Origin of the sequence: Microbacterium sp. Ag1, assembly GCF_001005635.1 — a bacterium.
Lineage (GTDB): Bacteria > Actinomycetota > Actinomycetes > Actinomycetales > Microbacteriaceae > Microbacterium > Microbacterium oxydans.
Window position 1 is genome coordinate 421,604 of record NZ_LBCR01000034.1, and the last position, 20,637, is coordinate 442,240.

Here is a 20,637-nt window from a genome sequence, read left to right on the forward strand (position 1 = left end):
GAGGGTCAGGCGGGAGCGACCGGTCGACCGATCGACAGCATCAGGCGGTTCGCCCAGTTGAAGAACGCCGCGCCGTGGATGACATCAGCGACCTCCAGGTCGTCGAGTCCTGCCGCCCGCAGCCGGGCGATCTCGTGCTCCCCGAATGTGCTCGGAGTGTCGGTGAGCGCGACCGACGCGGCCACGATCGCGTTCCAGCGCTCGCCGAGATCGGCGTCGACCCCCTCGTCCAGCAGCAGGTCGACGTCCTCGACCCGCTTGCTGTGGTGCGCGGCGAAGCGGGAATGCACCGAGGCGCAGAACACGCACCCGTTGCGCCGTGATGCTGCGGTCGCCGCCAGCTCGCGGTCGGCGCGCGGCAGACCCTCGGCGACGTTGTAGAAGATGTCCTTGTCGACGAGTGTCCGCGCCTTGAGCACCTCGGGGTCACGGGCCAGCAACCGGAAGTAGTCGTTCTTCGCCCGCGCGGCATCGACGAGTCCGTCGTAGTGCCGTGGCGTCAGCTCCTCCTCCGCGAGGGGCTCGAGATGCGGGACCCAGCCCACCTCTCCGCGGGTGAAGGCGTGCGGGTGCGGGGCGTCTTCGTGCCGGAGCACGGTCTGCGCGGCGGTCATGCGGCCTCCTCCTCGGAGATCTCGGTCTGGGCGGTGAGTCCTGCAGCGGCGAGCGCACGGAGTCCGGTGACGACCCGCTGCTGGAAGGCGAGGAACGACACCAGCTGGGACAGCGTGACGATCCCCTCGGTCGACCACCCGGCATCGAGCAGTCGCCCGAGATCGGCGCCCGACGCTTCACGGGGCCGGAACACGAGCAGGTGCGTGTGCGCGAGGGCTGCGGCGAGGCGCTCGCCGATGACGGCGGTCACGGCACCATCGGGCTCATACCGTTCGCCCTCCGTGTTCTCGGACTGCAGGCCGAGTTCGGTGTAGGCGCCGAACGGACCGCTCGTCGACGCCCCGGCTGCCTCGGCGAGCACTGCTCCCGCCCGCTCCGGATCGGCCTCGCGTGCGCGGGCGGCATAGAACGCCGCTGTCGCATCGTCGACGCCGGCGAGTCCGGTGGCGAAGGCTGCGACGAGCTCGCGCTCCGCCTGCGACACATGCGCGACCGTGACCGGTCGGAAGAGGGCGTCGAAGCTCGCCTGCAGCTGCTCTCTGGTGACCGGACGGCGGCGGCGCAGCTCGTCCAGCTCCGGCGTCACCCCCACGATCCGGTCCACGGTGTCGTCGGTGAGGACGGTGTCGTCCGTAAGGACGTTGTCGTCGGTCATGCGTTCTCCTTGATCGTCTCGGTGTTTGCTGTCTCCGCGATGGCGTAGCCGAGGGCCGGGGCGACCTCGTCGGCGAACAGTGCGATCGAGCGCAGCACGTGCTCGTGCGGCGCATCGACCGAGTGCACCTGGAAGGCCACCTCTGTCGCGCGGGTGAGGGTGGCGTCGGCGGCGAGCGACTCGGCAACCTGCTCTGGCGTGCCCAGATGCGTGTCGAGCGCGGCTATCAACTCGTCGATGTCGTCACCGGGGATGGTCTGGCCCTGCCGACGGAAGCCCTCCGCCGCCCGACGCAGACCGACCTCGGCGAACCGCAGAGCCTCGGCGCGGTCATCCGCGACGAACACGGTGCGCGAGGCGGTGATCCGCGGAGTCACCCCGACCGGCAGTGCCTCGAGGTACGCGTCGATGATCGGGTCCTGCAGCTCGGACAACGGGGCGTACAGGCGGTCGGGCCTGCGCGGCTGAGTGCGGGAGAGCAGGAGCCCGTGCCCGTGGATGCCGGCGCGGTGACCGCCGGGAGCGGAGAAGGTGGCCTGCCACACACGGTCGGCGAGGTCTCCCGCATCCGGGTAGAGCGTGTTGCCCGCGCCGACGTCGCGACCGGCGAGGCCGTCGAGGAGCGTGCGCAGCTTGCGGTCGTAGGTCACTGCCTTGTCTCGCACATCCTCCCCGAACGGCACGAACGACGACGGGGTGCCGCCGCTGCCGAGGCCCAGATCCACTCGCCCCCCGGAGAGCAGATCTGCGACCACGGCATCCTCGGCCACCCGCACCGGGTCCTCCAACGGCAGGGTGATCACGCCGGTCCCCAGTCGGATGTCACTCGTGACGGCGGCCGCGTGCGCGAGGAACACCAGCGGCGACGGCAGACCACCCTCGGCCGCGTGGAAATGATGCTGTGCGACCCAGGCTCTCCCGATCCCGTGGCGCTCCGCCTGCTGGATCTGCGAGGTGGCGAGCGCATACCTCTCGGCAGGAGACGCGTCGTCGAGCAGACGCGTGAAGAACGCGACGGTGGGCCCGGTCGAAGGGGCGGATCCGGTGGTCATACGACGATCTCCGTTCGTCCGGGGACCGCTGCCAGCAACTCCCTGGTGTACTCGTGCTGCGGGTCGCGGAAGAGGTCTTCCGTCTGCCCCTCCTCCACGATCCGGCCGCGGCGCATCACCGAGACCGTGTGACTGATCCTGCGCACGACGGCGAGGTCGTGCGAGATGAACAGGTAGGTGAGCCCGAGCTCCGCCTGCAGCGAGGTGAGCAGTTCCAGGATGCGCGCCTGCACGGTCACGTCCAGCGCCGACACCGCCTCGTCGAGCACCACGACCTCGGGATCGATCGCGAGGGCCCTCGCGATCGCGACACGCTGCCGCTGTCCGCCCGAGAGTTCGCGCGGGGTGCGCCGCGCGACGTCGGACGGGAGCGCGACCCGGTCGAGGAGAGCGAGCGCGCGTTCGCTGCGCTCGGCGCGAGATCCGACGTGGAAGTTCTGCAGCGGCTCCGCGACGATGTCGACGATCTGCTGGCGGGGATCCAGCGAGGCGAACGGGTTCTGGTAGACGAGCTGCACACGGCGGCGCAGCGCTCGCAGCTGCTCGCGCTTCGCGTGGGTCACGTCTTCTCCGGCGACCTCGATGGTCCCGGCTTCCGGCTGATGGAAGCGCGTGACGAGTCGCGCCGTCGTGGTCTTCCCCGACCCCGATTCGCCGACGAGCGCGTGGGTGGTACCACGGCGCACCCGGAACGAGACGTCGTCGACAGCGCGGAACCGCTCCCGGCCGGCGACGCGGAACTCCTTCACAAGCCCTTCGGCGACGATCGCGTACGGGTTCTCCGCGGCGACGGCTGCGGCATCCCGCAGGAACGGCGGGGCGTCCGGACGCCGGAAGCCGGTCGTGAACGCGGGAGCATCGGCGAGCAGCTGACGCGTGTACGGGTCCGTCGGTGCGGCGAGCACCTCCTCGCTCCGCCCCTGCTCCACGATCCGGCCGTCCTTGAGCACGACGAGTCGCTCCGCCCGATCGGCGGCAACGCCCAGGTCGTGGGTCACGAGCAGGATGCTGGTGCCCTCCTCGCGCTGCAGCTCGTCGAGCAGATCGAGCACCTTGCGCTGCACCGTGGCGTCGAGGGCGCTGGTGGGCTCGTCGGCGATCAGCAGGCGGGGTCGCAGGGCGATCGCGGTCGCGATCAGCACACGCTGCCGCATGCCTCCGGAGAGCTCGTGCGGATACTGACGCGCCCGCAGATCCGGGTCGTCGATACCGACACGGTCGAGCAGCTCGACGGCCCGTGCACGACGCGAGCGCCGATCCCGATGCCCGTGCAGGCGCAGGATCTCCTCGACCTGCTTGCCGACCGGACGCACCGGGTCGAGGGAGGTCGTCGGATCCTGCGGGACCAGGCCGATCTCCGCACCACGGATGCCGCGCAGCGCACGATCGGACCACCCGGAGATGTCGAGGTCGCCCAGGACGACCGTCCCGCCGTCGACCCTGCCCCCTGCGGGGAGGAGCCCGAGGAGCGCGTGGGCGGTCGTGGACTTGCCCGACCCCGACTCCCCGACGAGGGCGAGGGTCTCCCCCTCGCCGATCTCGAAGGAGACGCCGTGCACGACTTCACGACCCCCGTAGGAGATGCGCAGATCCGATGCGGTCAGAACGCTCATCGCGTGCCCCTTCCGATGCGGTGGCTGATGCGGTTGGCGCTGAGCACGACCGCGACGACGATGAGACCCGGCAATGCCGTGAGCCACCAGGCGGTGCCCACGTAGTTGCGGCCCTCGGCGATCAGCAGTCCCCATTCCGGGGTGGGTGGCGGAGCGCCGTAGCCGAGGAACCCGAGCGTCGAGATGGCGAGGATCGCCGTCCCGAACTGCAGGGCGGCGAGCGCGACGATGGGGGTGAGGGAGTTGGGAAGCACGTGTCGACGCAGCACGGCCAAGAAGGTGGCACCGCTGCCGAAGGCGGCCTCGACGTACTCGGTGCGCCGCACCCGGGCGACCTCGGCGCGCATCAGCCGCGCGAACGCCGCGACGCTGCCGAGTCCCACGGCGAGGGCGGCGTTGACCGTGCCGAATCCGAGCAGGATGATCACCGAGAGGGACAGGAGCAGCCCGGGAATCGCGAGCAGCACGTCGACGATGCGCATCAGCACGTCGTCCACCACCCCGCCCACGGCTCCGGCTATCGCGCCGAGAACCGTGCCGAGGGCGAGACCCACCGTGACGGCGATCAGCGCGCCCGAGAGCGAGTGCACGGCACCGTGCACGACACGGCCGAACAGATCACGGCCGAGGGTGTCGGTGCCGAACCAATGCGCGGCACTCGGCGGCAGCAGCTTGTCGGCCGGCACACCGGTGAGCGGGTCGCCGGGCGCGAACACGCCGGGGATGACCGCCCACAACACAGCGACGGCGACCACGGCGAACGCGAGATACAGCCCCCAGGCGCGGCCGCGCAGACGGCCAGGGCGGCGAGGGGTCCGCGGAAGCTCGGGGACGGTCGGTGTCGGCTCGGAGTCCGGTTCGACACTCGTCGCAGCGATCACGGGAGCGGTCATGCGGGCACCTCCTGAGGCGCGGGGCGGGCGGCGACGGACGCGGTGGAGCGCGCGACCGCGCGCTGACGTGGGTCGATGAGCGGCGTGACGAGGTCGACGGCGAAGCTGATGACGACGAAGCCGAGCGCCGAGAGCAGCACCACACCCTGCAGCACCGGGATGTCCTGGTTCGCGACGGCCTGCTCGGTGAGACGGCCGATGCCCGTGCGGCCGAACACCGTCTCGGTGACGACGGCCCCCCCGACGAGTTCCCCGAACAGCACGCCCGCGATCGTCAGGGTCGGCACGGCGGCGTTGCGGGCGACGGAGCGCGTGAGCACCCACAGCGGCGGGGCCCCCTTCGCCCGGACCACCGTGACGAACGGCTGCGCCTGCACCTGATCGATCGCGCGGACCAGCACCTGCGCCAGCGGAGCCGAGATCGGCACGGCGAGGGTCAGCACGGGCAGGATGAGTCCGCTCACCGGGTCGGCCCCGACGATCGGCACCCAGCCGAGCCCGAACGAGAACACCTGGATGAGCAGGATGCCGAGCCAGAAGACCGGCACCGCGACGAAGAGACCGGGCACCTGACGAAGTCCGTCGCGAAGCCAGGCGAACGGGGCGAGCGAGGAGAGTCCGGCGATCAGCACGGCCAGGAGCAGAGCGACGAGGAGCCCGAGGGACGCGAGCAGCAGCGTCGCGGGGAGCGCCTCCGCGAGCATCGTCAGCACGGGCGTGCCGAACTGCGTGGAGTAGCCGAAGTCCCCGGCGAGGAACCCGAGCCCCGCGTGCACGTACTGCTCCCACCACGGCAGATCCGTGCCGTAGGTGGCTCGGATGCTGTCGAGCTGATCCGGGGACAGCCCGAGGCTGGGGTCGGAGAACTTGATCAGGATCGCATCGCCCGGCAGCAGCTGCAGCAGGAAGAAGGTGGCCGTGAAGGCCGCGATCAGAACGATCGCGGCCTGCCCGGCTCGTCGGAGGACGAAACTCATCGACGCACCATCCCGATCAGTGCTCGGCGAGCCAGACGCCGGAGAACGTCGGGCGTCCGACCGACTCGAAGGCGACGCCGTGCACGTAGGTCGCGGTGCCGTACACCTGCGGCTCCTCGAAGAGCGGGATCACGTAGGCCTGCTCGGCGATGTAGTCCTGCACGGCCTGAGATGCGGCGACGCGCTTGTCGGCGTCCGGCTCTGAGGCCACGGCGAGCAGCAGGTCGTCGAGCTTCGCGTCCTTCGAGATCAGCACATCGCGGTTCTTCGTGAAGTACTGGCTCTTGATCACGTCCAGATCCGCGCGTCCGACCATCGAGTGGTAGAAGCCGGTCTTGAGCGGGTCGCGCGTGTCCTCAGCGTAGCTTCCGGCATCACCGGGCTTGACCGAGAGCTCGACACCCACCTTCGCCAGCTGCTGCGCCACGAGCTCCAGGGTCTGCTTCGACAGCGGCTGCGGCTTCGCCTCGTACACCGTGATCGAGAGGCGCTCGCCATCCTTCTCGCGGATGCCGTCGGCGCCGGGCTCCCAGCCGGCCTCGTCGAGCAGCTTCTCGGCCTTCTTCGGGTCGTAGGCGTAGTGCTTCGACTCGTCCTTGTAGCCGAGCGCCTGGGAGGAGAGCACCGACGTCGCCACCGGGTAGTTCTCGGTGAACAGCGTGTCGACGACCTCCTGCGCGTTCACCGCGGCGATGATCGCCTGCCGCACGCGGATGTCGGTGAGCAGCGGATTCTCGGGACGCAGGGCGATCGAGTTGTTGACGCCGCGGGTCTGCGGCGCGTAGAGGGTGAAGCCGGCTGCCTCGACGCGGTCCTCGTCGAACGCCTGCACGTAGCGCACGTAGTCGGCCTGGCCCGCGAGCAGCGAGCCGATCCGCACCGAGTCTTCGGGGGTGATCAGCACGTGCACGGCGTCGAGGTACGGGCGACCGTCATTGTCGACGCTGTCGGGTCCCCAGTCGTAGTCGTCGCGCGCGGTGAGCGTGTACTCGGTGCCGAGCTTCTCCCCCGTGACCGTGAACGGACCGGACCCGATGATCTCGGCGGCGTTGCCCGCGCCGAAGTCCTCGATCGTGCCGTCGAGCGTCTCCGGCGACAGCAGACCCGAGTTGATGGTCGAGGTCGCCTGCAGGAACCCGGGGGACGGTGCGGAGAAGTGGAACGTCACGGTGTCGTCGTCGACGACCTCGCAGCTGGCGTAGTTGTTGATCGCCTCGGAGACGGTCAGGCCCCGTTCCGCATCGCCCAGGCCGTAGGTGTCGAAGTTCTTCTTCACTGCCGCGGCGTCGAGCACCGTGCCGTCCGAGAACGTCACGTCGGGGTTCAGGTTGAACGTGTACTCGGTCGCGTCGTCGTTCACGGTCCAGTCGGAGGCGATCCACGGCTCGATCTCGAGCGTGTCAGGGTTCTGCCAGGTCAGGCGGGCCGCGATGTTGTTCACGATGCCGCCGTTGGGGTAGAAGCCGGCCTGCGGCGGATACAGGTTCGTGTACGCCTGGTGCTCGAGGTACGTGAGCGTTCCACCCTTTACGGGGTCGCCGCCTTCGGCGGGAGAGTTCGCCGGGGCGGGCGTCGACGCGCAGGCGGCGAGGCTTCCCGCCAGGATGAGCGGCACCGCGATGGCGGCGGCGCGGAGGAGGCGACGGTTCATGGGTGGGTCTCCAGGTTTCGGGTGTGATGCTTCGGGTGAGGTACTGTGTGTCGAGATGCCGTGCGTTGAGGTGACTTCACGGTAGGAATCAGGGGCGGGAACGCGCGACCCGGGCGACGCCGGTCCTCATGCGTCGACATACGACGTAATGCGCAGGCGGTCGCGGAGTGTGGTCCCGTCGCCCTGCTCCTCGCTTCGCAGCAGCCCGCGACGGCGCAGCTCCGGCGCCGCGTTACGCGTGAACGCCTCGAACTGCGCCGGTTGGAAAGCCGACAGCACGTTGAACCCGTCCGCCCCGCCTTCCTCCCGCCAGGTCTCGAAGTGATCGGCGATGGTTCCCGCGTCACCGACGACGAAGGCGGCCGGCACCGCGTGCGCGGCGACCAGGTGCCGCCAGGTGAGGGGATCGGCGGTCGCGCCCCCGGAGACGTTCAGCCCGGCGATGAGGGCGAGACGTTCGATCAGCACCGCACCGCGCTCCCCCAGCCGGAGTGCTTCCGCGGCAGTCACCGGCGCATCGAAGGTGGCGGAGCGCAGCGGGTCGTCGACCGGAACGTCGAACGCGTCGGCGAGCGCGGCGATGCTGCGGTTCAGCGGGAACGCCGTCCGCGCCGCCTGGTGCCCCTCGGCGAGCGGCACCAGGGCGAGCAGCCGCTCCACGATGCGACGAGCATCGGCATCCGTGTCCGCGACGACCGGGAGCACCGGCGCGATCACCTTCAGCGCATCGGGCGAGCGTCCGGACTCGGCGGCGATGTCCCGCAGCAGCCGTCGTGTGGCGATGGCGTCCGCCAGCGTCGGTGCGGCGGTCAGGGCGAGATCGGCCTCGGTCGCCGCGAGCGCCCTCGACCGCGGCGATGTGCCGGCATGCACGATCGGGATCCGGCCCTGCGGAGGTCGAGCGACGTTGAGCGGCCCGGCGACCCGCACCTGAGCGCCCTGCAGCTCGGCGGCGCGCAACCCCTCCGGATCGATCAGCACCCCACGATCGGCGTCGGCGATCCAGGCGTCCTCGCCCCACGAATCCCACAGCCGGCGCAGGGCTTCGACGAACTCCTCTGCCCGGTCGTAGCGGGTCTCGTTGTCGGCGTGCGCGTCGCGACCGTGGTTGCCGGCCGCGCGCGGCTCGGCGCCGGTGACGAGGTTGATACCGGCACGGCCGCGGGTGAGCACGTCGAGCGAGGCGAGCGACCGCGCGGTCGTGTACGGGTCGGCGTAGGTCGTGTTCACCGTGGCGATCAGGCCGATCCGCGAGGTCACCCCCGCAAGGAAGAGCACAGCGCACACGGGGTCGATGCGCGCCAGCAGATACGGATCGCGGAACTCCAGGTCCGGCCCCGTGGCGAGCCAGTCGCCGAAGAACAGATAGTCGAGCCCGGCATCCTCTCCCTCTCGCGCGATGTGCCGCAGGATGTCGGCGTCTCTCGCAGGGTCGCGGTGCGCCCCTGGCTGCCGCCAACCCGAGGGATACGCGCCGAGGGTGCGCACCATGGCGCCGATGATGAGGGGTTCGGTCATGCCCGTCACGGTAGGAGCCGCTCCCCACCCGCTGCCATGGCGTCGATGCCGGGCGTCACGGGATGTAACAGTCCGTCACACCCGGAGCACCCCCTACGCTGAGACCATGACAGGTCTTCGGTGGGGAATCCTCGCGACCGGCGGAATCGCCGGCGCATTCGCGTCCGATCTGCGAACCGCGGGGCTCGACCTCGTGGCCGTCGGATCCCGGTCACAGGAGTCGGCCGACGCGTTCGCCGCCCGCTTCGACATCCCCCGCGCGCATTCTTCGTATGAAGACCTCGTCGCGGACCCCGATGTCGACATCATCTACGTGTCGACACCGCACCCGATGCATCACGAGAACGCCCGCCTTGCCCTCGAGCACGGCAAGCATGTGCTCGCCGAGAAGGCGTTCACCCTGAACCGCGCCGAGGCGGAAGACCTGCAGGCGCTCGCCGCCGAGCGCGGTCTGCTGGTGATGGAGGCGATGTGGACGCGGTACCTGCCGCACATGGTCCGCATCCGCGAGCTCATCGCCGACGGCGCCCTCGGTGAGATCCGGGCCGTGAGCGCCGATCACACCCAGCTGCTGCCCTCCGACCCCGCGCATCGGCTCAACGCCCTCGAACTCGGTGGCGGCGCCCTGCTGGACCTCGGGATCTACCCGATCTCCTTCATCTGGGACATCCTCGGCGCACCGACCAGCATCCGCGCCGTCGGCCGCCTCATCGAGACGGGAGCCGACTCCGAGGTCGCCACGGTCATGACCCACGACGGCGGTGCGGTCTCGACCAGCCTCTCGTCGTCGCGGGCTGCAGGCCCCAACGTCGCGAGCATCATCGGCACGGCGGCCCGCATCGACATCGACACCGTCTGGTACAGCCCGACCACGTTCCGCCTCGTCCTGCCGGACGGCACGGTGCAGGAGAGCTACACCTCCGAGGTCGAGGGCCGTGGCATGCAGTTCCAGGCGCTCGCCGCAGAGCGTCTGGTGAGCGAAGGCACCCTCGCGGGCGACATCCTGCCCATCGCCGAGAGCGTCGCGATCATGGGCACCCTCGACGAGATCAGGGCGCAGATCGGCGTCCGCTACCCCCGTGAGGAGGTGTGAGCATGGCCGAGACCACCGATGCCCGGGTCGCCGTCTACCTCGACTTCGACAACATCGTCATCTCCTGGTACGACCGGGTGCACGGTCGCAACGCCTACGGCAAGGACCGTCAGCGGATCAGCGAGAACCCGAACGACCCCGAGGTCACCGAGCGATTGAGCCGGGCGATGATCGAGGTCGGCGCCATCATCGACTACGCGGCCTCGTTCGGTACGCTCGTGCTCACCCGCGCGTACGCGGACTGGTCCTCCCCCGTCAACGCCGTGTACCGCTCGCAGCTCGTTGCCCGCGCTGTCGACCTCGTGCAGCTGTTCCCCGCCGCGGCGTATGCCAAGAACGGCGCCGACATCCGGCTCGCCGTGGATGCGGTCGAGGACATGTTCCGCCTCCCCGATCTCACCCACGTCGTGATCGTCGCGGGGGACAGCGACTACGTGCCCCTGGCTCAGCGCTGCAAGCGCCTCGGCCGCTACGTGATCGGCGTCGGGGTGTCTGGCTCCACAGCCAAGTCGCTGGCCGCCGCGTGCGACGAGTTCGAGTCGTACGACTCGCTGCCCGGTGTCGTGCGCCCCTCCAAGCCGGTCGCCGCCGCGGCCACTCCCGCGGTCGAGGCGCCGACGCCGGCGGCGGAGGCTGTCGCCGAGACGGTGACGGAGACCGCCTCGAAGCCGAAGGCCGCCTCGAAGCGATCGCGCTCCAAGGCCGCCCCGAAGGCGGAGGAAGTGCGGGTCGAGGACAAGGTCGACGATCAGGAGGTGGCGACGCAGCTGCTGGAGCGCGCGCTCCGTCTGGGGCATGACAAGGCCGACGCCGACGAGTGGCTGCACAGCTCCGCGGTCAAGACGCATATGCGTCGCATGGACCCGTCGTTCAGCGAGAAGGCACTCGGCTACCGGTCGTTCTCCGACTTCCTGAAGTCCCGCGACGACATCGCGGAACTCGAGGAGACCGGGCACGAGCGTCTCGTCCGCCTGCTCGAGCCCTGAGAGTGGTCCGCGACGTGGCGGCCAGGACGCGGTGATCCGCTCCTGGCCGCCACGTACGGCCGGTGTCAGAGCGTGGCTTCGAACGGGTCGAAGTCCGCGGCGATCGACCCCACCTGATCGAGGGTGCTCTCGACCTCGACGAAGCTCCGCGCCTCGGCGGCCTCCTCGATCGAGAGCAGGGTGTCGAGCACGTGGTAGCCGAACTCGCCGGTGGCGACGTGTGGACGCCCCGCGGCGATCGCCCGCGCCATGTCGAGCAGCCCGACGCCGCGACCGGACAGCACGCCCTCCTGCTCGACGTCGATGATCTCCTGCTGCACGGGCTCCGGCGGGATGAACAGACGTGTGAGCGGACGGGTGATCGAGATCGCGCCGCCGAACGTGTTCGGGTCCGGGATCACGATCGTGCCCTCGGTGCCGGTGATCTCGACGATGCCCTGGCGGACGACGGGTGAGTCGGTGCTGTACAGGCTCTGCGCCTGCCCACCCTCCTCGAACGCCATCAGCACGCTGAGCGTCGAGGGGATCTCGACCGGGAACTCCTGACCTGCGAGTTCACCGACCTGCACCCGGCGCGTGGGAGAGCCCTGCAGTCCGAGTGCTGCGACCGAGGCGACAGGCCCGAACACGTGCACGAGGGCCGACACGTAGTACGGCCCCATGTCGAGCAGCGGTCCGCCGCCCTTGGCGTAGAGGAACGCGGGACTCGGGTGGAAGATCTCCGGTCCCGACCACTGGAACGTGGTCTGCGCGAACAGCGGACGCCCGATGTCTCCGCGCGCGATCGCTCGCTTCGCCGTCTGCACGCCAGGACCGAGGACGGTGTCGGGGGCGACGCCGACGCGCAGGCCCGCCGCGTCCGCCTTCTGCAGCAGGCCGCGGGACTCCTCACGGCTCACACCGATCGGCTTCTCGGTCCAGACGTGCTTCCCCGCCGCGATGATCGCCTCGGAGACCTCCACGTGCACGGCCGGGATCGTGAGATTCACGACGATGTCGATCTCCGGATCCTGGAGCACCGTGTCGACACCGCCGGCACGAGGCACGCCGTACTTCTCGGCCTGCGCTTTGGCGCGCTCCTCCAGCAGGTCGCCGATCGCGACGACGCGCACATCGGGGAACGTCGTGAGGTTGGACAGGTACTGGTCGCTGATGTTCCCGGCACCGATGATGCCGACGCCCACCGCCATCAGGCCGCCACCTTCTCGTCGAGGTAGACCCGGCTGCGCTCGACGGCGTCGAACAGGTCGCCCTCGTAGTGGTCGAACTCGACGATCGCGAGCTCCAGCGCCGGTGCTGCGGTGATGGCCTCGATCAGCGGGACGTTACCCTCACCGGCGGCCACCTGATCGGCGGGCGGATACGCTCCCGCGAGTGCGGGGTCGAGTGTGCCGTCCTTCGCGTGCACGGCGATCACCCGACTGCCCAGACGCTCCAGCAGCGCGACGGGATCGACGCCGCCACGGGCCACCCAGTACAGGTCGACCTCGAGCACGACGCGGTCGTCGAGCAGCCCGGCGAGGACCTCCAGGCCGGTGACGCCGTCGAACATGGCCTCCAGCTCGTGGGCGTGGTTGTGGTATCCGACCCGCACACCGACGGCCGCACCGATCTCCGCGGCCTCGTTGAGCAGTCGCGCCGTCTCCTCGATCTGCTCGATCGACTCCCAACGAGCCGGTTCGGTGTAGGGGTCGATGACCGTATCCATGCCGAGCACCTTCGCCGCGGCGAAGACCTCAGCCGGGGAGGGGACGGGCACCGTGGTGCCGCTGCCGTCGGGGTTGACGAACGACGGCGACGCCAGGAAGGCGTGTCCGGAGGGGGCGACCAGACCGGCGGCGGTGAGCGCGGCTGCGAGGGGCTCGGCGCGGCGCACGAAGTCGTACGGCTCGACGGCCGTGAAACCGCGGGCTGCCACCGCCTGCAGGGAGGATTCGAGGTCGGCCTCCAGCTCGTCCTTGATGGTGAACAGCTGCAGGGAAGTCCGAATCGTCATCGGTCGTGCTCCTTCGGTCATCGGTGACGTGGCGGGACCGGTGTCCCGTTCAGGCACGCTATCACCAAATACCTCCACGCGGAAGTTTTGAATCGCTAGACTGCCCTCATGCCCCTCGCCACCCCCGAACCCCCGGAGCCCCCACGGCAGCGCGGGGCCTACGCGAAGGGGATCGCCCGTCGGCAGGAGATCCTCGACCGCGCCATCGAGGTGTTCGCCGAACGTGGCGCCGACCGCACGAGCCTGCGGGCCATCGCGCGCGAGGTCGGGGTCACGCACGCGGCTCTCACCCACTACTTCGGCTCCCTGGAGGAGCTCCTCGTCGCGGTCTACGAGGAGAGCACCGTACCGTCGCGCCAACCGAGCTCTCCCCCGCCCGACGCGACGCCGGTGGAGATGATGATCGAGTCCGCGCGGCTCAACCGTGCGATACCCGGTCTCGTGCAGCTGTACTCGACGCTCGTCGCCACGGCGCTCGAGGAGGGCCATCCGGCGGCGCGCACGTTCGCCACCGCTCGCTTCACGCGCCTCCGCGCCCGACTCGCCGACGTCGTCCGACGCCAGCAGGAGGAGGGGAGGATCCGCGACGACCTCGACGCTGATGCGGTCGCGGCCCTGGTGGTGGCGGCGTCCGACGGCCTGCAGACGCAGTGGCTGCTCGACGAGTCCGCTCCTCAGCACGAGGCGCTCGCCCTGCTCGATCGGCTGCTGCGACCAGGAGCCTGACGACGGGTGGACCGCGGTGCGGGGCGATGCGAAGCCGAGGCTAGGCTCGAACCGTGACGCCCGTGCCGCAGTCCCCGTACGTCAGAGCACTCGGCGAGCGCATGGCCGACCTGCACCCCCGACTGCGCCTGTACTTCGCACCGATCCCGGACGGAACGACCGGCGTCGGCGAGGGGGTGTTCGAGCGAGTGGGCACTCCGCGTCGATGGCTGTGGCCGTTCCTCCGGGTCCTCGAACGACGCGGCGTGGTCGCTGCGGGGTGGGAGCGAGAGGTGCCGTTCCGCGTCGAGAACCGCACCATCGCGTCCAGAGCGCTCAGTGAGCGGACCTTCTTCTTCGGCCGTGGCACGTGGACCATGCGAGACGCCGTCGCACTCACCCGCCATGGCCGCGTCGTCGACGAGCTCGGCGAACCGGGCCTCCTCGCCGTCTGCTTCGACGTCGAGGTACGTCAGGGCGCACTGCACCTGACGAGCCGAGCCGTCGGACTTCGCTTCGGTCGCCTCCGGGTGCGGATCCCCCGGCCCGTGGCACCTGTCATCCGCCTCACCGAGCGCTTCGACGACGACCTCGATCGGCAGCGCATGGCCCTGACCGTCGATGCGCCGTTCCTCGGCCGCCTGTACGAGTATCGGGGAGAGTTCGCCTATCGCATCCAGCATCACGAGAAGGAGCAGACCGCATGAGCACAGGACGGGTCGTCATCGGCGGTTCCACCGGGTTCATGGGGCGCTTCCTCGTGCCCCGGTTCCGCGCGGAGGGGCGCGAGGTCGTCACGATCTCGCGTTCAGGCGCCGACATCCGCTGGGGCGATCAGGTGGAGATCGATCGCGCCGTCGACGGTGCCGCCCTCGTGATCGGATTGGCCGGCAAGAGCGTCAACTGCCGTTACACCCCAGAGAACCGGGCGGAGATCTTCCGCTCCCGCCTCGACACCACCGCGTCGCTGAGCACCGCGATCACCCGGTCCTCCGCACCTCCCGCGCTCTGGATCAACTCCTCGACGGCGACGATCTATCGCCACGCGGAGGATCGTCCGATGACCGAATCGACGGGCGAGGTCGGCAGTGGGTTCTCGGTCGAGGTCGCGAAGGCGTGGGAGAAGGCGCTGTTCGCCGACGAGCTCCCCGCCACCCGCCGCGTCGCCCTGCGCAGCACGATCGTGCTCGGCCACGGCGGCGTGCTCGGCCCGGTGAGAGACCTGGCGCGGTTCGGGCTCGGCGGGTCCCAGTACGACGGACGATGGCCGGTCAGCGCGGCTCGGCGCGCTGCGGGCACGGGACATCTCCCCGGCGCGCGTCGTGGCCGCCAGCGTTTCAGCTGGGTGCACATCGAGGATGTCGCGCGCATCATCGACTTCCTCGAGCGGAATCCGGCGCTCGAGGGCCCCGTCAACGCTGCCTCTCCGCATCCGGTGGACAACGTCGAGTTCATGGGGACGGTGCGGCGGGCCCTCGGAGCGCGGATCGGGGTTCCGATGCCTCGATGGATGCTGGAGCTCGGAGCCATCGGCATGCGCACCGAGACCGAGCTGATCCTGAAGAGCCGGTGGGTGCTGCCGGAGAAGCTCACAGCGGCCGGTTTCGAATTCCGATATCCGTTCCTGGAGGACGCGATCCGCGAGTCCTTCGACCTCCTGCCGGTAGATCAGGGGCTGCCGGCCGCCTAAGAGGTGCCGGCTGGCGCGTCGCCGTCGGCCCCGCGCTTCTTCTCGATCTCCTGGCGCAACCGCCACTCCTCGATCTCACGGTCGAGATCCGCGATCTGCTGCTCGGTGGTTCTCGTGTCCCTCGGTGGCGCCGGACGCACGTCGGTCGGCGCCGCGGGCCGCTCAGCTCGTCGCATCCGCGGCATCTGTATGCCGGACTCCCCGTACTCGCGGCCGAGACCGAACCAGAGCAGGCCACCGATCAGCGGCAGCAGTATCACGATGATGATCCACGCCAGTTTCGGCAGGAACTTCACCAGCGAGCTGTCCCGCGTGATGATGTCGATCAGCGCGCCGATCATCAAGGCGATGACGAGGAGCGAGAACAGGAACGACATGAGTTCAGGGTAGACGACGCCGCGACGGACCGCAGGGGTCTACGGAAGCAGGTGTCCGCCGGCACGGAACAGTTCGTACCACTCGGGTCGGGTGAGCGCGACATCGGCACCGGCTGCCGCATCACGCACCCGCTCGGGCGTCGTGGTTCCGAGGACCACCTGCATGCCGGCGGGGTGGCGGGTGATCCAGGCGGTCGCGATGGCGATCGGGGTGACGTCGTGCACCGCCGCGAGGCGATCGATCACGGCGTTCAGCTCCGCGTAGGCGGGGTTGCCGAGGAACACCCCGTGCGAGAAGCCGTCCTGGAACGGCGACCATGCCTGGATCGTGATCCCGTTGATACGGCAGTACTCCACGATGCCGCCGCCATCGCGCACCAGGCTCTGGTCATGGCCGGCCATGTTGGCAGCGACCGGCTGCGCGATGATCGGTGCGTGCGTGATCGACAGCTGGAGCTGATTCGCCACCAGCGGCTGCCGGACTGCGGTGCGGAGCAGATCGATCTGACGCGGGGTGTGGTTCGAGACGCCGAACGCCCTGACCTTTCCCGCGCTCTCCAGGTCATCGAACGCGCGGGCGACCTCCTCGGGCTCGACGAGCGCATCGGGGCGGTGGAGCAGGAGCACATCGAGGCGGTCGGTCCGCAGAGCAGCGAGCGAACCCTCGACCTGGGCCACGATGTGCTCGTAGGAGAAGTCGAACATCCCCTGCGAGGGCACGATGCCGCATTTCGTCTGCAGCACGATCTCGTCGCGCTCGGAAGAGGTCAGCTGCAGCGCCTCGGCGAACCGCGACTCGCAGTGGTGCATGCTGCCGCCGTAGATGTCCGCATGGTCGAAGAAGTCGATGCCCGCAGCCCTCGTCGTGTCGTAGAGGCGGCGGATGTGCGCGTCGTCCTTGTCGTCGATGCGCATCATGCCGGCGATCACGGCGGGGGCGGTGGACGATCCGAACGACACTGTCTTCATGCCCCCACGCTATCGCCAGGCACGGACACGGCGGTCCGGCACAGCAACCGTCAGGAGTCGTCGCCTGCCGCTCCCGGAAGAAGCGCGGTGACCGGGATGCCGAGCACATCGGCGATACGCACGAGGTCGACGACGGTGAAGTCCTCCCTGCCGTCGAGAAGCTCCCCCAGGGCGTCAGGGCCGATACCCGAACGCTCCGACAGCTCGGAGAAGGACACCCCGGCGTGAAACCGCGCTCCGTCGACTTCCGATGCCAGCAAATGACGCAATTCCGTCCCCATACGCCTACACTAGCGCCACGAACGGACACGCATGGGGGTCGAATGGGCCAGAATGGCGGCATTCTGGCGTCGTCACGCTGCTATGGTGAGCCGGGTGAAGACACCTGCAGAGGAGTTCAACGAGGCCGTCGGTCGCCAGATGCGCGCGGAGATCGCCGCCTCGCGGAGCAGCATCGCCGCGATGGCGCGCAGCATCGGCATCGCCCGAAGTGCACTCGACAACTACGTGACGGGCAAGCGAGCGATCCCGGTACCCGTCGTCTACGCGGTCTGCGCCGACCTCGGCGTCGAGCCCCATGTCCTGCTCGCCCGCGCGGAAGAGCGCCTCAGAGCCGACGGCGAGACCACAGCGCGCATCACGCCGATCCGGCGCACCCCCGATGTCGCCGGCCCCCGCGAAGATAGCCGTGAGGTCGCCTTCGAATCCGGCGTCCGGCACGACGCCGACACCGACGACCTCTACGAGTAGGCCGACATCGGCTTCAGCCCGCGAGACGTCACGAGGAGGAGAGAATGCACCAGCTCCTCCACCTCGCCGACGCGCAGCGGGTGCGCGTGGTCGAGCGGCCCGGCCGCACCCGCGGGGGCTACGACCCCACCACGCGCACGATCCGCCTCGCTCCGGGGATGAGCGCCCGCACGACCCGCAGCGTGCTCGCCCATGAGCTGGGGCACGCCTGCCTCGGCCATTTCCCCGCGACGACATCGGCCACACGAACGCAGCAGGAGCGTCAGGCCGACGAATGGGCGGCGTCCCGCCTGATCACGCCGCGGGCGTATGCCGAGGCGGAAGAGGTGCGCGGGCCGCACCTCGCGAGTCTCGCCTTCGAGCTGGACGTCACCATCGAGTTGGTCGAGGCCTACCAGCGCCTGCTGCGTCAGAGGCCCCTCGTCACTGCTGGTTGAATATCGGCATGGCCTTCCTCGTCGCCCCCGCCCCCGTCACCCTATCCGGCGAGCTCGTGGAACTCCGACCTCTCGATCGATCGCACATCGACGGACTGATCGAGGCCGTGCAGGAGGGGGAGCTCTGGAAGACGGCGTGGTACACCTCGGTCCCCGCACCCGACGGCGTGGCTGCGGAGGTCGAGCGACGGATCGGCCTCATCGAGAAGGGCGAGATGGTCCCCTTCACCACCTTCGACACCAACGGTCGCATCCTCGGGCTCACGTCGTACTACGACATCGTGGCCGACGTACCCCGACTGCACATCGGCTTCACCTGGAATCGACCGTCCGCGCACGGCTCGGGCACGAACGCCGAGTCCAAGCTGCTGCTGCTGCGTCACGCATTCGAGTCCCTCGGAGTCTTCCGCGTCGGCCTCACCACGCAGTGGGTCAACTTCCAGTCGCGGGCGGCGATCGAGCGCCTCGGCGCGAAGCAGGACGGGGTCATGCGGGCGATGAGCCGCTACCGCAACGGCGCGCTGCGCGACAGCGTGGAGTACTCGATCATCGAACCGGAGTGGCCTGCTGTCAGGGCGAACCTCGAGGCGAGACTCGCCAGACGACGCTGACGTCGACATCGGGAAGCCGGATCCCATACCGGTACTTTGCGCGAGAATCCTCGCCGGATGCGTGTCCTCGAACGCGATCGCCGCCATGATTCATGGAGCCTGTGCCGGAATTCGCACAGGAGGTCGGGCGCAGATCGCGTCCGCGTCGCTTCGCCCGGAGAGGTATCGCATGGCCGACCCCACATCCCGCGTCCCCCTCGATCCCGAAGACGCACGCGAGAACGAGCGCGAGCTCACGGGTGATCGCACCCTCGCGGTCGCAGACTTCTCCAACGAGGAGGCGGGGTATCACAAGACACTCAAGCCCCGCCAGATACAGATGATCGCGATCGGCGGCGCGATCGGCACGGGGCTGTTCATGGGTGCGGGCGCACGTCTCGCATCCAGCGGCCCTGCGCTCATCCTCGTCTACGCCCTCTGCGGTTTCTTCGCGTTCCTCATCCTCCGCGCGCTCGGCGAACTCGTGCTGTACCGCCCTTCCTCGGGCTCCTTCGTCTCGTACGCGCGAGAGTTCTACGGTGAGAAGCTGGCGTTCGCGAGCGGCTGGCTGTACTTCCTGAACTGGGCGATGACCTCGATCGTCGACGTCACGGCCGCCGCGCTCTACGTCAAGTTCTGGGCGCAGTACTGGGAGCCGCTGCAGGTCGTCCCCCAATGGCTCATCGCCCTCGTCGCTCTGGTCGTCGTGCTGTCGCTCAACCTGGTCAGCGTGAAGCTGTTCGGCGAGATGGAGTTCTGGTTCGCGATGATCAAGGTGACCGCTCTGGTCGTCTTCCTCATGGTCGGGGCCTGCTTCATCATCTTCAACGGCACCACGGATGTCGGAGTCACCGGGATCGCCGTCATCGCCGACAACGGCGGTGTGTTCCCGATGGGTTACTTCGCCCCGATACTCGCCATCTCGGGTGTCGTGTTCGCGTACGCGTCGATCGAACTCGTCGGCACCGCCGCCGGTGAGACCTCAGAGCCCGCGAAGGTCATGCCCAAGGCCATCAACACCGTCGTGGTGCGGATCGCCGTCTTCTACGTCGGCTCGATCCTGTTGTTCTCGCTTCTGCTGCCGTTCGACGCGTACAAGGCCGGGGAGTCGCCCTTCGTCACCTTCTTCACCCACATCGGCTCGCCGCACACCGGAGCGGTCGCCGGGTCGGTCATGAACTTCGTCGTCCTCACCGCAGCGCTCTCCAGCCTCAATGCGGGCCTCTACTCCACTGGTCGCATTCTGCGATCCATGTCCGTCAACGGCTCGGCGCCTCGCTTCACGGCGAGGATGAGCGCGAACGGCGTCCCGTTCGGCGGCATCCTCCTCACCGCCTCGATCACGCTGATCGGGGTCGGCATCAATGCCCTCTGGCCCTCGCAGGCCTTCGAGATCGTGCTGGAGGTCTCAGCGATCGGCATCATCGGTGGCTGGGCGACGATCATCCTGTGCCAGCTGAAGATGCATGCGCTCGCGAAGAGAGGACTTGTGCAACGCTCGTCGTTCCGGATGTTCGGAGCCCCCTACACGGGTTACCTGACCCTGGCGTTCCTGCTGTTCGTGCTGGTGTCCATGGGGTTCTCCGAGACCGGGCGTTGGGTGCTGGCTTCGCTCGTGCTGCTCGTCCCGGCACTCGTCATCGGATGGTTCGCCGCGCGCGACAAGATCGCCGAGGCTGCCCGGGCACGGGAAGGCTTCACCGGCGTCCTGCCGGTCGTCGCCGGGCGCCAGGCAGCGGAGTCGTTGCGGCGCAAGAAGTCCTGAGGCGACGACGCGCCACGGGGGTTACTCGGTGGCGTTGCCCGACCAGTTGTTCGAGCGACGAGTGGCCGAGCCACCCTGACGGAGGAGGAAGGCCATGGCCAGGGTCACCAGCAGAAGACCGCCGCAGAAGGCGAGCGCCTGGAACGCCGGCAGCCCGAAGGAGATGCCCATCAGCAGGATGCCTCCGATGAAGAGGATCATGAAGAAGAGGAAGCTGAGGATCACGGGATCTCCTGTCGTCGGTGCCGTCTACCAGGATAGCCCGGACTGGGAAACCCCCTGTGCACGTTCTTCGAGGTCTGGTG

23 protein-coding genes are annotated in these 20,637 nt (G+C 69.2%); 9 read left to right on the forward strand and 14 right to left on the reverse strand.

Translation table 11 applies throughout. The features are described 5' to 3' along the window. Positions 1-5: 5 nt before the first annotated feature. From AAY78_RS18640 to AAY78_RS18675, 8 genes are all read right to left on the reverse strand, one after another. Positions 6-614: an alkylhydroperoxidase domain protein gene (locus AAY78_RS18640; protein WP_046749742.1), complete on the reverse strand. Its 609-nt coding sequence runs from the start codon at positions 612-614 to the stop codon at positions 6-8. Continuing rightward, entirely contained in the window at positions 611-1,270 is a 660-nt protein-coding gene (locus AAY78_RS18645) for a CMD domain protein (protein ID WP_046749743.1), read from the reverse strand. Before AAY78_RS18645 ends, AAY78_RS18640 begins: the two co-directional genes overlap by 4 nt. Beyond that, entirely contained in the window at positions 1,267-2,322 is a 1,056-nt protein-coding gene (locus AAY78_RS18650; protein WP_046749744.1) for a putative FMN-dependent luciferase-like monooxygenase, read from the reverse strand. The genes AAY78_RS18645 and AAY78_RS18650 overlap by 4 nt, the downstream gene beginning before the upstream one ends. Continuing rightward, positions 2,319-3,935, reverse strand: a complete 1,617-nt coding sequence (locus tag AAY78_RS18655; protein WP_046749745.1) for a dipeptide ABC transporter ATP-binding protein — start codon at positions 3,933-3,935, stop codon at positions 2,319-2,321. Before AAY78_RS18655 ends, AAY78_RS18650 begins: the two co-directional genes overlap by 4 nt. Next, positions 3,932-4,828 carry an ABC transporter permease gene (locus tag AAY78_RS18660; protein ID WP_046749746.1) on the reverse strand — a complete coding sequence of 299 codons (897 nt, stop codon included), beginning with the start codon at positions 4,826-4,828 and terminating at the stop codon, positions 3,932-3,934. The genes AAY78_RS18655 and AAY78_RS18660 overlap by 4 nt, the downstream gene beginning before the upstream one ends. Next, positions 4,825-5,805, reverse strand: a complete 981-nt coding sequence (locus tag AAY78_RS18665) for an ABC transporter permease (protein ID WP_046749747.1) — start codon at positions 5,803-5,805, stop codon at positions 4,825-4,827. Before AAY78_RS18665 ends, AAY78_RS18660 begins: the two co-directional genes overlap by 4 nt. Positions 5,806-5,821: 16 nt before the next feature. After that, the gene (locus AAY78_RS18670; protein WP_046749748.1) at positions 5,822-7,456 is read right to left on the reverse strand and encodes a TIGR04028 family ABC transporter substrate-binding protein; all 1,635 of its coding nucleotides are present in this window, start codon (positions 7,454-7,456) and stop codon (positions 5,822-5,824) included. 126 nt (positions 7,457-7,582) lie between these two features. Next, the gene (locus AAY78_RS18675; protein ID WP_046749749.1) at positions 7,583-8,974 is read right to left on the reverse strand and encodes an NtaA/DmoA family FMN-dependent monooxygenase; all 1,392 of its coding nucleotides are present in this window, start codon (positions 8,972-8,974) and stop codon (positions 7,583-7,585) included. 106 nt (positions 8,975-9,080) lie between these two features. Here AAY78_RS18675 and AAY78_RS18680 point away from each other — a divergent pair, with 106 nt between their 5' ends. Further along, positions 9,081-10,067 carry a Gfo/Idh/MocA family protein gene (locus AAY78_RS18680; protein ID WP_046749750.1) on the forward strand — a complete coding sequence of 329 codons (987 nt, stop codon included), beginning with the start codon at positions 9,081-9,083 and terminating at the stop codon, positions 10,065-10,067. Positions 10,068-10,069: 2 nt separating this feature from the next. After that, complete coding sequence (locus tag AAY78_RS18685) at positions 10,070-11,053, forward strand: NYN domain-containing protein (RefSeq protein ID WP_052748844.1); 984 nt, start codon at positions 10,070-10,072, stop codon at positions 11,051-11,053. Between the two features lie 65 nt (positions 11,054-11,118). Here the strand turns inward: AAY78_RS18685 and AAY78_RS18690 are convergent, their stop codons facing one another. Both AAY78_RS18690 and AAY78_RS18695 read right to left on the reverse strand, forming a co-directional pair. After that, positions 11,119-12,243 carry a Gfo/Idh/MocA family protein gene (locus AAY78_RS18690; RefSeq protein ID WP_046749751.1) on the reverse strand — a complete coding sequence of 375 codons (1,125 nt, stop codon included), beginning with the start codon at positions 12,241-12,243 and terminating at the stop codon, positions 11,119-11,121. Then, positions 12,243-13,049 carry a sugar phosphate isomerase/epimerase family protein gene (locus AAY78_RS18695; RefSeq protein ID WP_046749752.1) on the reverse strand — a complete coding sequence of 269 codons (807 nt, stop codon included), beginning with the start codon at positions 13,047-13,049 and terminating at the stop codon, positions 12,243-12,245. Before AAY78_RS18695 ends, AAY78_RS18690 begins: the two co-directional genes overlap by 1 nt. Before the next feature lie 108 nt (positions 13,050-13,157). Here AAY78_RS18695 and AAY78_RS18700 point away from each other — a divergent pair, with 108 nt between their 5' ends. Genes AAY78_RS18700 through AAY78_RS18710 form a run of 3 tightly spaced genes read left to right on the forward strand, consistent with a single transcriptional unit; the run spans position 13,158 to position 15,444 of the window. Next, positions 13,158-13,775, forward strand: a complete 618-nt coding sequence (locus AAY78_RS18700; protein WP_046749753.1) for a TetR/AcrR family transcriptional regulator — start codon at positions 13,158-13,160, stop codon at positions 13,773-13,775. Between the two features lie 53 nt (positions 13,776-13,828). Continuing rightward, positions 13,829-14,461, forward strand: coding sequence for a DUF4166 domain-containing protein (locus tag AAY78_RS18705; protein WP_052748845.1), 633 nt, complete (start codon positions 13,829-13,831; stop codon positions 14,459-14,461). After that, positions 14,458-15,444 carry an epimerase gene (locus AAY78_RS18710; protein ID WP_046749754.1) on the forward strand — a complete coding sequence of 329 codons (987 nt, stop codon included), beginning with the start codon at positions 14,458-14,460 and terminating at the stop codon, positions 15,442-15,444. Before AAY78_RS18705 ends, AAY78_RS18710 begins: the two co-directional genes overlap by 4 nt. Here AAY78_RS18710 and AAY78_RS18715 read toward each other — a convergent pair. Genes AAY78_RS18715 through AAY78_RS18725 form a run of 3 tightly spaced genes read right to left on the reverse strand, consistent with a single transcriptional unit; the run spans position 15,441 to position 17,071 of the window. Next, positions 15,441-15,821 carry a PLDc N-terminal domain-containing protein gene (locus AAY78_RS18715; RefSeq protein ID WP_046749755.1) on the reverse strand — a complete coding sequence of 127 codons (381 nt, stop codon included), beginning with the start codon at positions 15,819-15,821 and terminating at the stop codon, positions 15,441-15,443. The genes AAY78_RS18710 and AAY78_RS18715 overlap by 4 nt on opposite strands. A 39-nt stretch (positions 15,822-15,860) precedes the next feature. Beyond that, entirely contained in the window at positions 15,861-16,790 is a 930-nt protein-coding gene (locus AAY78_RS18720) for an aldo/keto reductase (RefSeq protein WP_046749756.1), read from the reverse strand. Positions 16,791-16,840: 50 nt separating this feature from the next. After that, entirely contained in the window at positions 16,841-17,071 is a 231-nt protein-coding gene (locus AAY78_RS18725) for a helix-turn-helix domain-containing protein (RefSeq protein WP_220151143.1), read from the reverse strand. A 94-nt stretch (positions 17,072-17,165) separates the two neighbouring features. Here AAY78_RS18725 and AAY78_RS18730 point away from each other — a divergent pair, with 94 nt between their 5' ends. From AAY78_RS18730 to AAY78_RS18745, 4 genes are all read left to right on the forward strand, one after another. Then, positions 17,166-17,540: a helix-turn-helix domain-containing protein gene (locus AAY78_RS18730; protein WP_231589757.1), complete on the forward strand. Its 375-nt coding sequence runs from the start codon at positions 17,166-17,168 to the stop codon at positions 17,538-17,540. Positions 17,541-17,584: 44 nt separating this feature from the next. Continuing rightward, the gene (locus tag AAY78_RS18735; RefSeq protein ID WP_046749758.1) at positions 17,585-17,977 is read left to right on the forward strand and encodes an ImmA/IrrE family metallo-endopeptidase; all 393 of its coding nucleotides are present in this window, start codon (positions 17,585-17,587) and stop codon (positions 17,975-17,977) included. Between the two features lie 8 nt (positions 17,978-17,985). Beyond that, positions 17,986-18,588 carry a GNAT family N-acetyltransferase gene (locus AAY78_RS18740; protein WP_046749759.1) on the forward strand — a complete coding sequence of 201 codons (603 nt, stop codon included), beginning with the start codon at positions 17,986-17,988 and terminating at the stop codon, positions 18,586-18,588. A gap of 169 nt (positions 18,589-18,757) precedes the next feature. Further along, complete coding sequence (locus tag AAY78_RS18745; RefSeq protein ID WP_046749760.1) at positions 18,758-20,332, forward strand: amino acid permease; 1,575 nt, start codon at positions 18,758-18,760, stop codon at positions 20,330-20,332. 21 nt (positions 20,333-20,353) lie between these two features. Here the strand turns inward: AAY78_RS18745 and AAY78_RS18750 are convergent, their stop codons facing one another. Beyond that, positions 20,354-20,557, reverse strand: a complete 204-nt coding sequence (locus AAY78_RS18750) for a hypothetical protein (protein WP_046749761.1) — start codon at positions 20,555-20,557, stop codon at positions 20,354-20,356. Between the last annotated feature and the right edge of the window lie 80 nt (positions 20,558-20,637).

Excerpts from the sequence above, each read along its gene's own strand:
- AAY78_RS18680 (WP_046749750.1), top strand. The coding sequence starts at position 9,081 with ATGACAGGTCTTCGGTGGGGAATCCTCGCGACCGGCGGAATCGCCGGC.
- AAY78_RS18740 (WP_046749759.1), top strand. The coding sequence starts at position 17,986 with ATGGCCTTCCTCGTCGCCCCCGCCCCCGTCACCCTATCCGGCGAGCTC.
- AAY78_RS18745 (WP_046749760.1), top strand. The coding sequence starts at position 18,758 with ATGGCCGACCCCACATCCCGCGTCCCCCTCGATCCCGAAGACGCACGC.
- AAY78_RS18715 (WP_046749755.1), bottom strand. The coding sequence starts at position 15,821 with ATGTCGTTCCTGTTCTCGCTCCTCGTCATCGCCTTGATGATCGGCGCG.
- AAY78_RS18695 (WP_046749752.1), bottom strand. The coding sequence starts at position 13,049 with ATGACGATTCGGACTTCCCTGCAGCTGTTCACCATCAAGGACGAGCTG.
- AAY78_RS18655 (WP_046749745.1), bottom strand. The coding sequence starts at position 3,935 with ATGAGCGTTCTGACCGCATCGGATCTGCGCATCTCCTACGGGGGTCGT.
- AAY78_RS18645 (WP_046749743.1), bottom strand. The coding sequence starts at position 1,270 with ATGACCGACGACAACGTCCTTACGGACGACACCGTCCTCACCGACGAC.
- AAY78_RS18720 (WP_046749756.1), bottom strand. The coding sequence starts at position 16,790 with ATGAAGACAGTGTCGTTCGGATCGTCCACCGCCCCCGCCGTGATCGCC.
- AAY78_RS18650 (WP_046749744.1), bottom strand. The coding sequence starts at position 2,322 with ATGACCACCGGATCCGCCCCTTCGACCGGGCCCACCGTCGCGTTCTTC.
- AAY78_RS18700 (WP_046749753.1), top strand. The coding sequence starts at position 13,158 with ATGCCCCTCGCCACCCCCGAACCCCCGGAGCCCCCACGGCAGCGCGGG.
- AAY78_RS18665 (WP_046749747.1), bottom strand. The coding sequence starts at position 5,805 with ATGAGTTTCGTCCTCCGACGAGCCGGGCAGGCCGCGATCGTTCTGATC.
- AAY78_RS18685 (WP_052748844.1), top strand. The coding sequence starts at position 10,070 with ATGGCCGAGACCACCGATGCCCGGGTCGCCGTCTACCTCGACTTCGAC.
- AAY78_RS18640 (WP_046749742.1), bottom strand. The coding sequence starts at position 614 with ATGACCGCCGCGCAGACCGTGCTCCGGCACGAAGACGCCCCGCACCCG.
- AAY78_RS18725 (WP_220151143.1), bottom strand. The coding sequence starts at position 17,071 with ATGGGGACGGAATTGCGTCATTTGCTGGCATCGGAAGTCGACGGAGCG.
- AAY78_RS18710 (WP_046749754.1), top strand. The coding sequence starts at position 14,458 with ATGAGCACAGGACGGGTCGTCATCGGCGGTTCCACCGGGTTCATGGGG.
- AAY78_RS18690 (WP_046749751.1), bottom strand. The coding sequence starts at position 12,243 with ATGGCGGTGGGCGTCGGCATCATCGGTGCCGGGAACATCAGCGACCAG.
- AAY78_RS18670 (WP_046749748.1), bottom strand. The coding sequence starts at position 7,456 with ATGAACCGTCGCCTCCTCCGCGCCGCCGCCATCGCGGTGCCGCTCATC.
- AAY78_RS18660 (WP_046749746.1), bottom strand. The coding sequence starts at position 4,828 with ATGACCGCTCCCGTGATCGCTGCGACGAGTGTCGAACCGGACTCCGAG.
- AAY78_RS18675 (WP_046749749.1), bottom strand. The coding sequence starts at position 8,974 with ATGACCGAACCCCTCATCATCGGCGCCATGGTGCGCACCCTCGGCGCG.
- AAY78_RS18735 (WP_046749758.1), top strand. The coding sequence starts at position 17,585 with ATGCACCAGCTCCTCCACCTCGCCGACGCGCAGCGGGTGCGCGTGGTC.